General features: G+C 67.8%; 12 protein-coding genes. 4 read left to right on the plus strand and 8 right to left on the minus strand.

Going from position 1 to position 12513, the window contains the following annotated elements:
- Positions 1 to 15: 15 nt before the first annotated feature.
- The gene (locus ACQEVO_RS31300) at positions 16 to 999 is read right to left on the minus strand and encodes an o-succinylbenzoate synthase (RefSeq protein ID WP_432920018.1); all 984 of its coding nucleotides are present in this window, start codon (positions 997 to 999) and stop codon (positions 16 to 18) included.
- Positions 1000 to 1170: 171 nt separating this feature from the next.
- On the opposite strand from ACQEVO_RS31300, the gene ACQEVO_RS31305 reads away from it, so the two are divergent.
- Both ACQEVO_RS31305 and ACQEVO_RS31310 read left to right on the plus strand, forming a co-directional pair.
- Positions 1171 to 1410 (plus strand): hypothetical protein, encoded by a 240-nt coding sequence (locus ACQEVO_RS31305; protein WP_432920019.1) that lies wholly within the window; start codon positions 1171 to 1173, stop codon positions 1408 to 1410.
- Positions 1407 to 2681, plus strand: a complete 1275-nt coding sequence (locus ACQEVO_RS31310; protein ID WP_432920020.1) for an SGNH/GDSL hydrolase family protein — start codon at positions 1407 to 1409, stop codon at positions 2679 to 2681. Before ACQEVO_RS31305 ends, ACQEVO_RS31310 begins: the two co-directional genes overlap by 4 nt.
- A 175-nt stretch (positions 2682 to 2856) precedes the next feature.
- Here ACQEVO_RS31310 and ACQEVO_RS31315 read toward each other — a convergent pair whose 3' ends face one another.
- On the minus strand, positions 2857 to 4026 hold the full coding sequence (locus ACQEVO_RS31315) for a thiolase family protein (RefSeq protein WP_432920021.1): 1170 nt from the start codon (positions 4024 to 4026) through the stop codon (positions 2857 to 2859).
- A 105-nt stretch (positions 4027 to 4131) separates the two neighbouring features.
- On the opposite strand from ACQEVO_RS31315, the gene ACQEVO_RS31320 reads away from it, so the two are divergent.
- Positions 4132 to 4656, plus strand: coding sequence for a winged helix-turn-helix transcriptional regulator (locus tag ACQEVO_RS31320; protein WP_432920022.1), 525 nt, complete (start codon positions 4132 to 4134; stop codon positions 4654 to 4656).
- A 108-nt stretch (positions 4657 to 4764) separates the two neighbouring features.
- Here ACQEVO_RS31320 and ACQEVO_RS31325 read toward each other — a convergent pair whose 3' ends face one another.
- On the minus strand, positions 4765 to 5838 hold the full coding sequence (locus ACQEVO_RS31325) for an ABC transporter ATP-binding protein (protein WP_432920023.1): 1074 nt from the start codon (positions 5836 to 5838) through the stop codon (positions 4765 to 4767).
- Between the two features lie 324 nt (positions 5839 to 6162).
- Here ACQEVO_RS31325 and ACQEVO_RS31330 point away from each other — a divergent pair, with 324 nt between their 5' ends.
- Positions 6163 to 7131, plus strand: a complete 969-nt coding sequence (locus ACQEVO_RS31330; protein ID WP_432920024.1) for an Rpn family recombination-promoting nuclease/putative transposase — start codon at positions 6163 to 6165, stop codon at positions 7129 to 7131.
- Between the two features lie 74 nt (positions 7132 to 7205).
- Here ACQEVO_RS31330 and ACQEVO_RS31335 read toward each other — a convergent pair whose 3' ends face one another.
- The 5 genes from ACQEVO_RS31335 to ACQEVO_RS31355 form a co-directional block, all read right to left on the minus strand.
- Entirely contained in the window at positions 7206 to 8114 is a 909-nt protein-coding gene (locus ACQEVO_RS31335) for an SMP-30/gluconolactonase/LRE family protein (protein ID WP_432920025.1), read from the minus strand.
- A 52-nt stretch (positions 8115 to 8166) separates the two neighbouring features.
- Positions 8167 to 9138 (minus strand): prolyl aminopeptidase, encoded by a 972-nt coding sequence (pip, locus tag ACQEVO_RS31340; protein ID WP_432920026.1) that lies wholly within the window; start codon positions 9136 to 9138, stop codon positions 8167 to 8169.
- A 46-nt stretch (positions 9139 to 9184) separates the two neighbouring features.
- Complete coding sequence (locus ACQEVO_RS31345) at positions 9185 to 9712, minus strand: hypothetical protein (RefSeq protein ID WP_432920027.1); 528 nt, start codon at positions 9710 to 9712, stop codon at positions 9185 to 9187.
- Positions 9713 to 9980: 268 nt separating this feature from the next.
- Entirely contained in the window at positions 9981 to 11273 is a 1293-nt protein-coding gene (locus ACQEVO_RS31350; RefSeq protein ID WP_432920028.1) for an MFS transporter, read from the minus strand.
- A gap of 31 nt (positions 11274 to 11304) precedes the next feature.
- Positions 11305 to 12513 carry a CaiB/BaiF CoA transferase family protein gene (locus ACQEVO_RS31355; RefSeq protein ID WP_432920029.1) on the minus strand — a complete coding sequence of 403 codons (1209 nt, stop codon included), beginning with the start codon at positions 12511 to 12513 and terminating at the stop codon, positions 11305 to 11307.

Consider the following 12513-nt stretch of genomic DNA (forward strand, 5'->3'; position numbering starts at 1 on the left):
CCGGCCGTCGTTTGTTCACTGCGTCCGGGACAGTACTTCCCATACGCGGGTGAAGCGGTCGGTCCACCAGGTTGTGCGTTCGGGGTCGGGGTGCCGGTACTTCTCCAGTAGGGCGGGCGACGGTTGCGGGGCGGTGCGGGGCACCGGGAGGTAGCCGTCGACCGGGCGCAGCGAATCCGCGACCAGGTCGCCTTCGAACAGGGTCACCGTGCCCAGCCCGCACGCGTGGTCGAGTTCCGGTAACGCGCCGGCCAGGGCGAGCTGGGCGGACAGGCCGACGCTTGTCTCCAGCGCCGAGGAGATCACGCACGGCAACCCGGCGGCCTCGGCCACCTCGAGGGCCCGCCGCACGCCGCCCAACGGGGTGCATTTGATCACCGCGATATCGGCGGCGCCGGCGACAGCCACCCGCAGCGGGTCTTCGGCACGGCGAATGGATTCATCGGCCGCGATCGGCACATCGACCTTCCGGCGGACCTCGGCGAGTTCCTCGACGGTCCGGCACGGCTGTTCGACATATTCGAGGCCGCCCGCGGCACGGTCTATTTCGCGGATGCTCCGGACGGCGGTATCCACATCCCACATCGCGTTCGCGTCCACCCGGATCGCGCCGCCGGACCCCAGGGCCGACCGCACCGCTTCCACCCGGGCCGTATCTTCGGCCAGTGCGCCGGGATGGTCGGCGACCTTCACCTTCGCGGTCCGGCAACCCGACCCGGAGACGAGTTCATACGCACGTTCCGGCGACACCGCGGGAACCGTGCAGTTGATCGGCACCCGGTCGCGGACGGGTGCCGGCCAGCCCACGCCCACCTGTTCGATGGTGGTCGCCAGCCAGTGCGCGGCTTCGCGATCGTCGTACTCCGGAAACGGGCAGAATTCACCCCACCCCCGCGGTCCACGCAGAATCATGCCCTCGCGCACGGTGATCCCCCGGAATTTCGACCGCATCGGAATCGCGTACACGGTGAGGGAGTCGATCTCGGGCAGCTCGGTCACCGTCTTCACGTTAGTAGGGCCGCAGCCCGCTGTCCGGCGGCCGGCCGGGAGATGCGCCCGGGTCCGTGCCGTGGCCGCGCGGTGCGTCGAACTGCCACGGGCTCGGCGCGTCCGCTTCTCTTCGGTATCGCCCAGGGGCGATACCGTATTCACGCTTGAATGCTCCGGCGAATGCGGCGCGGAAGCGCGCGGACCCCGCGGGCGAGCCTGGCCCGGTTCCGCCGCGGCGTCCGGCACTATCAGGACGAGGGGCTACGACGAGCCACCTCGACAGACACCACGATGGTGTTCCCCGGCGACACCGAGGAGACCGCGGTGACGGAATTCCCGCAACCACCGGCGCCGGCGATTCTCCGGCACCTCGCGCCGTACGGTCTCACCCGGCGCAGCGCGGAGCCGGTGCGGCGATGAGTATCCGCAAAGCGCGTACCGCCCTGCTCTCGGCACTGCTGGGAGTTCTGCTGACCGTCTCCGGTACCGCGTTGTACGTCGGCGCCGCCGAGTCGGGCGGACCACCGGAGACGTGGCTCGACAGCTGGTCCGCGGCGCAGATATCCGCCGGCGAGGTGCTCGGGCCGAATTGGTCCGCCGCCGGCTTCGCCGGCCACACCATCCGCCAGACCGTGCGCCCCACGCTCCCCGGCGAATCCGTACGGATCACCCTGTCCAACCTCTTCGGTGATCGGCCGCTGCCGATCACGGCGGCCACCGTCGCGCACGCCGCCGAAGGGGCGGCGGTACGTTCGGGCACGGTGCGCCCGCTGTTCTTCGGCGGTGCGCCGGGCGCGGTGATCCCGCCGGGCGCCGAACTCACCAGCGATGCCGCCGATTACCCGGTCAACGCGCGGCAACCGCTCACCGTGACGCTGTATCTCGGTAGGCCCACCGGTCCCGCCACTTTCCACTTCCTCGCCAATACCACCACATATAGGGCGATCGGTGATCACAGCGCCGATATCGACGGTGGGGCGTTCACCGAATCCAGCAGGTCGTGGTACTACCTGGCCGGCGTCGAGGTCTCCGGAACACCGAACCGTGACGGTGTGGTCGTCTTCGGTGATTCGCTCACCGACGGCGCCGGAGCCTGGCCCGATATGGACAATCGCTACCCGGACGCGCTGGCCGACCGGCTCGCCGTGGCCGACCGGCCGCGCGCCGTGCTCAACACCGGGATCGGCGGGAACCGCGTCGTATCGGATTCGGCGTATGTGGGTCAGCGCGCGGCAACCAGGTTCCGCCGCGATGTACTCGACAAGGACGGGATCGGCACCGTGGTCCTGCTTTCGGGAATCAACGATATCGGCGCAAGTGAACTACACGAGCCGTGGATGCGCCCGAACCCCGAGGTCACCGCCGACCAGCTGATCGCCGAATACCGTCAGCTGATCCGGCTGGCGCGCGCGGACGGTCTGCGAATCGTCGGCGGCACCCTGCTTCCGTTCCGGGGAGCTCCCTATTACAGCGAGCGCGGTGAACGGGTCCGGGACGCGGTCAACGCCTGGATTCGCGGTTCCGGTGAATTCGACGCTGTCGTCGACTTCGAACGCGTCCTCGCCGACCCGGCGGACCCGGACGCACTGGCCGCCCGGTTCGACAGCGGAGACCACTTGCACCCCGGACCGGCAGGGTATGCGGCAATGGCCGACGCGGCCGCGGGTGTCCTGATGGGGGCCGTCGACTAGGCGTGCGCCCGCAGGCGGACCTCCGGAACTGCACGTGGTCGCGTCGGTGCGGGTACCCACCGCCGTAGGCCGGTGGTGGACGTGGCGGCGCTGAACTGTCCGGCTGCTCGAATCGAGCAGCCGGACATCTGTGCTGAAACGTTCTTCGCTCGGTCCGCGCGGTGAACGCCGATGTTCAGAGGCGTTCGAGGATTGTGGCGTTGGCGAGGCCACCGGCTTCGCACATGGTTTGCAATCCGTAGCGGGCGCCGCGGTCCTGCATGGCGTGCACCAGGGTTGTCATCAGCCTGGCTCCGGAGGCGCCGAGGGGGTGGCCGAGGGCGATGGCGCCGCCGTTGACGTTCACCCGTTCCGGGTCGGCGCCGGTGTCGCGGGTCCACGCCGAGACCACGGAGGCGAAGGCCTCGTTGATCTCGACCAGGTCGATATCGCCGATGGTGAGGCCGGCGCGGTCCAGGACTTTGCGGGTCGCGGGGATCACCGCGGTGAGCATGAGCAAGGGGTCGTCGCCGGCCATCGCGAAACTGTGCAGCCGGGCCAGCGGGCGCAGGCCGAGTTCGCGGGCGCGTTCGCTGGTGGTGATCAGGACCGCGGCGCTGCCGTCGCTGATCTGGCTGGCGGAGGCGGCGGTGATATTCCAGCCGATCTCGGGAAAACGCTCGGTCATGCTCTCGTCGTAGTAGGCGGGGCGCAGGGCGGCGAGAGTGTCGAGGCTGGACCCGGTGCGGATACCTTCGTCGGTTTCCAGCCCGGCGAGGGGCGCGAGTTCGGCGGCGAACTGGCCGTTCTTGGTTGCGCGGGCAGCTTTCTCGTGGCTGGCGAGGGAGAATTCGTCGAGTTCGGTGCGCGAGATTCCCCATTTCGCGGCGATGAGTTCGGCGCTGATGCCCTGCGGGACAAGACCCTCCGGGTAGCGCTGGGCGAAGCCCACACCGGAGATATCGTCGGCGCCGCGCGCACTCGAACCCATCGGGACCCGGCTCATGGATTCGACCCCGGTGGCGATCACCATGTCGTAGGCGCCGGCTATTACGCCCTGCGCCGCGAAATGCACCGCCTGCTGGCTGCTGCCGCACTGCCGGTCGACCGTGGTGGCCGGGACCGATTCCGGGAAACCGGCGGCCAGCGCGGCCCGGCGGGTCAGGTTCACGCCTTGTTCGCCGACCTGGCTGACGATCCCGCCGATCACATCGTCGATCAGTACGGGGTCGATTCCGGTGCGCTCGACCAGAGCGCGCAGGCTGTGCGCCATGAGGTCCACCGGATGGACCGAGTGCAGGGCTCCGCTGGGTTTGCCCCGCCCGATCGGGGTCCGGACCGCATCGACGATGACTGCGTCTCGCATGGTGATTCCTTCCCTCGCCAGAGCCTCCACTCTGGCTAAAGTTATCTAAAGCCAGAGTAGGTGCTGGCATTAGTTGAGGCAAGTCAGAGTGGATAGAATGAGCGCATGGCAGCCGTGATGGAAGGCCCCCTGGCCGATCTGAACTCGTGGAAACCGGACCAGTGCTCGATCGCGCTGGCCATGGACGTGGTGGGCACCCGTTCGGCGATCCTCATCCTGCGCGAGGCCTACTACGGCACCACCCGCTTCGACGGATTCGCCTCGCGCGTCGGCATCACCGACGCGGCGGTCTCCGGTCAGCTACGCAAACTCACCGAAGCGGGCCTGTTCACCAAACAGCCCTATCAGGAAGAGGGCAAACGGACCCGCCACGAATACATCCTCACCCGCAAGGGGCGGGACCTGCTGCCGGTGGTCCTCGCCCTCATGCAATGGGGCAACACCTACCTTCAGCCCGGCCCCCCACCGCTCGACCTGGTTGAGGCAGCCACCGGCGACCCGGTCCGGGTCCAGGTGCGCAGCGAATCCGGCCGGGAGATCGGCGTCGACGAACTGGGTGTACGCCTCAACGAGGAATGGCGCGCCCACCGGCGGAGCCGTCGTGCCGACCGGGCAAATCCGCCCGGCTGACGTGCCCGGATCCCAGCGGCACGCCGTGGAACGGACGTGCCGCTGCCGAATCGCTGGTGGGCTACGGCCGGGGATCCGGTACCGGCGTGCGCCGGGTAGGACGTTCGCCTAGTTCAGGCGGCGGCCGTCGTCGGCGCCGAAGAAGTAGACGCTCTCGGGGCCGGGCGTCAGGCGGACGCGGGTGCCCTTGGCCGGTGGGGTGCGCCAATCGGTGCGCGCCACGATCGTGTCCACACCTTCGGTGTGGTCGGCGGGGCGGCCGTAGATGAATGCGTCGGAGCCGAGTTCCTCGACCACGTCGACCTCGATCTCGATACCGGAATCGCCGGTGTCGAGATGCTCGGGGCGGATCCCGACCGTCACGGAGTTACCCGCCTCGGCGGCGACCGACCGCGGCAGGGACAGGGCGTAGCCCCCGATCCGGACCGCGCCGTCGGCGACCGGAAGGGTGAAGAGGTTCATGGCCGGGGAGCCCATGAAGCCGGCGACGAAAACGTTCGCCGGGTCGCGGTAGAGGTCGCGCGGGGAGGCGCACTGCTGCAGCAGGCCGTCGCGCATGACCGCCACCCGGTCGCCCATGGTCATGGCCTCGACCTGGTCGTGGGTGACGTAGACCGTGGTGGTCGCGAGCCGGCGCTGCAACTGCGCGATCTGGGTGCGCGTCTGCACACGCAGCTTCGCGTCCAGGTTGGACAGCGGTTCGTCCATCAGGAAGACCTGCGGGTCACGTACGATCGCCCGCCCCATCGCGACCCGCTGCCGCTGCCCACCGGACAGCGCCTTGGGCAGCCGATCCAGGAACGGTTCCAGGTCGAGCAGCCGGGCCGCCTCACGTACCCGGCGGTTCTTCTCGTCCTTGTTCACCTTGGCGAGTTTGAGCGCGAAACCCATGTTCTCGGCGACCGTCATATGCGGGTACAGCGCGTAGTTCTGGAACACCATCGCGATATCGCGATCCTTGGGATCGGTGCCGGTGACATCCCGGTCACCGATGAGGATCCGCCCGCCGGTGACATCCTCGAGCCCCGCCAGCATCCGCAGCGACGTGGATTTCCCGCATCCCGACGGGCCGACCAGCACCAGGAACTCGCCATCGGCGATCTCGAGCTGCAGTTGGTCGACGGCGGGCGTCTTCGCACCCGGATACTGCCGGCTGGCGCGATCAAAGGTCACCGTGGCCACGGCTGTTCACTTCCCTTCACCGATCGGAACACGCGAAGTGGAGCGAATTCGCAACATGTGCGTGGTCATGGCGTCAGAGGCTACCGCCGGTGTTCTCGGGCTCCGCATGGTCTGTAGGTTTTCGCTGCAAATCGTGCCAGTGAACCGCGCCACTGTCCACCGGTTGGTCCCCGCCGCGCACGGCCTGCGCCGCCGGGCCGTATCGCCCCGGGACCCGCGGGGCTTCGGTGCGGCGTGACGCACTCGAGTCGTGGGACGGCGTGACTGCGCCGTCCTCCCGTTTCCGATGCCGAACTTGTCGATACCTGCCGCTAGTTTCGCCGGATGGCCGTCCAATCATCGACTCCGCACGACGGACTGTTCAAGGGGGTCTACTCCCGCAAGGCCGAGATCGCGGGGATATTGCGGGCAAACCTGCCGAAAGCAATCATCACCCGCATCGATTTGGGCTGCTTGGAGTTGCAGCCGGGCAGTTATATCGAGCAGAACCTGCGCTCGCTCTACAGCGACCTGCTTTTCCGTACCCGCCTGTCCGGCCACGATGCCTACATCTACATCCTCGTGGAGCACCAGTCCTGCCCGGACCGGTTCATGCCGATGCGGATGCTGCGCTACCTGCTCGGAATCTGGACCCAGCACCTCGACGCCCACCCCAAGAGCAAGGCCCTTCCCGCGGTCATCCCGCTCGTCGTGCATTCCGGGCCCAAGGGCGAGCGGTGGAACTATCCGACCGAATTGGCCGAGCTGATCGATATCGACGACGAAGCCCGCGCCGAGCTGGCCGAGCACTTACCGAGCCTGAAAATACTGCTCGACGACCTCTCCCAGGTCGATATCGCCGCGATCCAGGCCCGCGATCTCACCCCGCCGGCGCGGCTGGTCCTGATCCTGCACAAGATCACCGCCAAGAACCCGAACCTCGGCCACGACCTGCAACCCTTTCTCGCCGACCTGAGCGCGCTGAACGTGGATGACCTGTGGCGGGTATTCGAGTACATTTTTCTCGAGGGCGATACCGGCCTCGAGGACCTGCAAGCCCTGTTGAACCAACTCGGTCCGCGAGCCAAGGAGGTAGCGGTGACCACAGCAGAACGACTCCGCGCCGAGGGCCGCGCTGAGGGCCGCGCCGAAGAGGCGGCCCGGATACTACTCAAGTTGTTGGCGGCAAAGTTCGGGACGCTGCCCGCCGAGTTGGTTGACCGCGTGCGCTCGGCGGATACCGACGAACTGGAGGTGTGGACGCCCCACCTGCTCACCGCAACCACGCTGAACGACGTCTTCGGTCCGGCCTGAGCCGGTCGCATCGGCGCACAGCCTGCCCGCGGAGCAGTGAGTACACCTCGGCAAGGTTGGCGGCTGCCGAGGCGTCAGGAATGGTGGATCGGCGTGAGCTCGACGTCCGGAGGCGGTCGCAGGCGCCGGAGTGTGCCGTCGAACGAGGTGACATACAGCGCGTAACCGGCACCGTCCGGCGCGATGCGGACGGAACTCGGACCGGACCAGGCGGCCGGCAGTGCCGTGGTGACCGCGCACGTCGCGCCCGAATCCGGGTCGACGCGGTGGATGGTGCCGAGGAGGTGCGCGGCTACATAGATATCGCCGGCGCCGCTCGTGGTGAGGTCGTCGAGTCCGGGAATCAGCCCGGGCACGGTGGTGAGCACGGACCAGCGGTCGGGCGCGTCGAGCGGGATGCGGTAGACCTGCCCGGTGAACAGATCGTCGGTGTAGACGGTTCGGTGGTCCGGGCTGAGCGCCAGCCCTTCACCGCGCGGCACGGGCGCCCAATTCGCTGTGACGGAACCGGTTTCGCTGTCGTAGCGCGAGACTCCGCGCGACGGCCCGCCCTCGGTGCCGACCCAGGTGGTCAGGAAATCCCCGTCGGCCAGCCGCAGCAAGCCGTTGCCCGGGAAGTCGGCCAGCCAGGTGAACTCGCCGGTGATCGTGTCGAGCCGCGACAGTTTCCCGTCCTGCCGGGTGAGCACGTACAGGCTGGTTCCGTCGAGTTGCAGGCCACCCGGCGCGGCCAGATTCTCCAGGACGGTACGCACCTGCCCGGCGCCGTCGACGTGATAGACCTTCGTATCCCCCGACAGATAGAAACCTCCCCGCCCATCCGGTTCGAGGTTCTCCACCTGCTCCAGCCCCGCGGCGAGCGTTTCGACTTGCCATCCGCCACATCCGATCGGTTCCGCGGCGAATGCCGGTGCGGCCGGGCCCACTCCCGCCACAACAGCCGCCGCGATGAAGATGGCTCGCAGCCGCGCACGTGTCCCCATTTCGCAACCCTACGACAACGACCGTTGCGTGGTGGACCGGACGAACGGGCGATCAGGTTCCGAACCGGGCGATTGCTTCCAGGACCGCTTCCTTCATGGCGGGGCTGCCGGTATGGCCGGAGTCGCCGATGATCCGCAGGTCGGCGTCCGGCCAGGCGCGGGCCAGTTCCCAGGCGGTGCGCAGGGGTGCGGACAGGTCGAGGCGGCCGTGGATGAGAACGCCGGGTATTCCGGCGAGCCGGTGGGCGTCGCGCAGTAGTTGGCCGTCTTCGAGCCATGCGGTGTGCGCGAAGTAGTGGGTGCAGATGCGGACGAACGCCAAGAGGGCGGCGTCCGGCTGGGCGGAGTACTGGCCGGGCGCACCCGTTGTTTCGTGGGCGATCGCCGCGTCCTCCCAGGCACACCATTCGTGCGCGGCCCGCTCGCGGACCGCTGGGTCGCGGTGTTCCAGCAGCCGGCGATACGCCTCCACCAGATTGCCGTCGCGCTCCGCGGCGGGCACACCGTTGCGGAATCGCTCCCACTCGACCGGTAGCAACAGCCGGAGCCCGTGGTACAGCCAGTCGATCTCCTGCGGACGGGTCATGGTGACGCCGACCAGCACGATCCCGCTGACCCGCTCGGGATGACGTTCGGCGTAGGCGAGGATGAGGGTGGACGCCCACGAACCCCCGTAGAGCAGCCATTGTTCGATACCGAGGTGCTCGCGCAGCATTTCCATATCGGCCAGCAGATGTTCGGTGGTGTTGTGCGCCATATCGACCGCGGGATCGGCGGCGTGCGGCCGGCTCTCCCCGCATCCGCGCTGATCGAACAGCGCGATCCGGAAAACGTCCGGGTCGAATGTCCGCCGCGCGCCCCGCCGGCCCCCGGCGCCGGGGCCGCCGTGCACTACCAGGGCCGGCCGGCCGTGCGGGTTCCCGCTGGTTTCCCAGTAGATCAGGTTGTCGTCGCCGACATCCAGCAGTCCGGACTCGTAGGGTTCGATTTCCGGGAAGGGTTGCCGCGGTGGCGATGTAGGCACATCCCCAACGGTACGTCGGGTCGGCCACGTTGCTCTGTGTCGATCGCTATCCGGTTTGTTTGCGGGCTGCCCGCTTCTCCATCCGGGCGTTGAATCTCTGTAGCACCGGGGTGGCCTTCTCGAACAGGGATTTCGTGCCGAAGCCGACGAGCAGGAACAGCAAGCCCGGAAGGCCCAGTACGAGGCAGCCGAATATCGAGAACAGCCCGGGCAGTACCGAAGCGTGGCCGGTGTAGACGAATCTCATTTCCGCCGCCCCGAGATCGAGGAGCCGCGGGCGCGCGGTGACCACTTCGCCGGCCGTGACCCCGTACACGCCGACGGTCCGGTCTTCCCCGATCACGCGACCCAGACCCGGTTCATCGCGGTCCGGTGAGTTGTTCGTCGCCCCTTCGATGACCTCGACCTGCATTTTCTCGCCGTAACCCAGGTAGTACGCGACCACGTTGATCGGGTCGGAAAGGAAGAACAACGCGCCGAGTGTCAGCGCCAGTCCTACACATCCCGCCACTCCGCGTATCAGGACGACCTTCAGAACCGCACGCCCCTCGGGGCGTCCCCCTTGCTCGTTCACATCGCAATCGAACCACAACCGGCCCGCCGATTCACGGGCGGAAGTGTTCTCGCGGAGGCGTTTTCCGGAACAGACCGTGCTCCGAGGACAGCGCCCACATTCACCTCATCCGCGCGGTGTGGCCCGCGGTGTCGGGAGATACGGGTCCGGCGCCGCTCTCTGTGGAGGGGGCGAGAGCGGCGCCGGAATCGGGGACGGTGCCGCGTAATCCCTCATCGGTTACGCGGTGCCGTCTTGCCCGGCGAGCGGTGAGCACGCCGGGGATGGGTTACTTCGCGGGGGCGAGTTCACCTTCCGGGTCGGTGCCGAGGGGCGCGCGTTCCGGCTCCTTGGTGAAGAAGAGCATCGCGGCCGCGCCGATCAGGCAGAGGACGGTCATGACGATGAACCCACCGTTGTAGGTGCCGGTGCGGCCCACGATGAAGCCCATCACCGAGGGAGCGATGATGCCGGAGAGGGCGAAGCAGGCGTCCGCGAAACCGGCGGCGGTGCCGGGCTGCGAGGGCGCTGCGTCGATCGAGGCCACCCACCAGATGCCGCCGGTGATGAAGCCGAAGCCGACACCGGCGGAGATGCAGATGAGGGCGACGGTCAGGTTGCCGGGGAAGAACAGGATCGGGACGATCGACGCGCCCGCCAGCAGCAGGGCCACACCGATGATGAGGAATCGCGACCGGATGCTCTGGGTGCGCTTGTAGACGCGGTCGACCAGGATGCCGCCGAGCAGTGCACCGACCACACCGGACGCCCACGGCGCCACCGAGAATCCGCCGACTTCCTTGATGGAGAGCCCGAATTCGTGTTCCAGGTACTGCGGGAGCCAGTACATGAACGCCCAGAACATGAATCCCCAGGCGAAGTAGCCGAGCCCGACCAGCCACAGGTTGCGGTTGCGCAGGATCTCGCCCCAGTCGGTGCTCGACTCGTGCCCGCTGTCCTCGCCGTCGATCTGACCGGCCCGGATGTAGTCGAGTTCTTCCTTCGACACGAACGACGCCTCGCTCGGCGAGTTCTTCAGGAACGGGTAGGCCAGGATCACCCAGGCGACGCCGGCCACGGCCAGCACCCAGAACATGCCCTTCCAGCCGGTGAAGGCGATCAGCTGGGTGAGGATCGGACCGCCGACGAGCAGGCTGCCCGAGACCGCCACACCGCCGATGAGCGCGAGTGCCTTTCCGCGTTCGTGGACGGGCAGCCACCGGCTGGCGACACGGGTCGCGGCCGGGAAGCACGGGGCCTCCCCGGCACCGAGGACGATCCGCAGCAGGATCAGGCCGATGAACCCGCCCGCGAACGGGGTGAGCGCGGTGGCCGCGGCCCAGATGAACATGCCCGCGATGAGCACGCGCCGCGAACCCCAGCGGTCGACCAGCGGCCCGGAGAGCAGGGCGAACAGCATGTAGCCGATCGAGAATGCGGAACTGATGATGCCGTATTGCCCGGGGGTGATCCCGAATTCGGCTTTCAGATCGGTGGCCGCGAACGAGATGGCACTGCGATCGACATAATTCACCACCACCAGGCCCAAGATGATGGCGATTGTCCACCAACGCGATTTCATAGCGAACTCCTCGGATGAAGCAGTAGCGGGGTCAGATGACCCCGCGGGCCCGCAGGTCGTCGATGTCCTCGGGGCTGCGCCCGAGGTGGGTGAGGACCTTGTCGGTATCGGCACCGGCGGGTCTACCGGTGTGACGGATCGCACCGGGGGATCGGGTCATGCGCCACATGACGTTCTGCATGCGCATGGGGCCGAGTTCGTCGTCGTCGACAGTGGTGACCATGTCGGTGGCGACGACCTGGGGATCTTTGAGCAGATCGCTCGGCCGGTAGACCGGTGCCACGGCGGCACCGGCTTCTTCGAAAACGCTGGTGACTTCGTCGCGCGTACGCTCGGCGATCCAGCCGCCCACGTATTCGTCGAGCAGGTCCGCGTGTTCGGCGCGGGTGCGGCCGGTGGCGAACCAGTCCTCGTCGATCACTTCGGGATGCCCGACTATCCGCATCACCCGTTCGGCGATGGCCTGCGCGCTGGTGGAGATGGCCAGCCAGTGATCGTCGCGGGTGCGGTACAGGTTGCGCGGGGCGTTGTTCTGCGACCGATTCCCGGTGCGCTGCTGGTCTATGCCGAGCTGGTCGGCGTAGATCACGCCGGGGCCGACCGCGGTCATGATCGGGCTGAGCAGGTCGAGGTCGATTTCCTGACCGGTGCCGCCGTTGCGTTCCCGTTCGAACAGCGCCATCGACACCGCGGACGATCCGGCGACGCCGGCGATGGAATCCGCGAGCCCGAACGCCGGCAGGGTGGGCGGCCCGTCGGGCTGGCCGGTGAGATGGGCGAAACCGCTCATCGATTCGACCAAGGTGCCGAACGCGGGACGTTTCGAGTAAGGACCGTGCTGCCCGAACCCGGTGACCCGCAGCAGGATCAGGCCCGGATTACGTTCCGACAGTTCGGCATAGGATAGACCCCAGCGTTCGAACGTGCCCGGCCGGAAGTTCTCGACCACCACATCGGCTTCGGCGGCGAGATCGCGGAAGATGGCCTGACCCTCGGGGGTGCTGAGGTTCAGGGTGACGGTCTGCTTGTTGCGGCTGACCATCTTCCACCACAGCGGAACACCGTCCTTGTCGAGACCGTGCCCGCGCATCCCGTCCGGTTTCTGCGGATGCTCGATTTTGATCACTTCGGCGCCGAAATCGCCCAGGATCTGCGCGGTGAGCGGTCCGGCCAGGATGGTGGAGGCATCCAGGACCTTGATTCCGCGCAGCGGCCCGGTCGGCTGTTTCTCGTCGGTCAA

The organism is Nocardia sp. CA-290969, assembly GCF_050936135.1.
Classification (GTDB): Bacteria; Actinomycetota; Actinomycetes; order Mycobacteriales; family Mycobacteriaceae; genus Nocardia.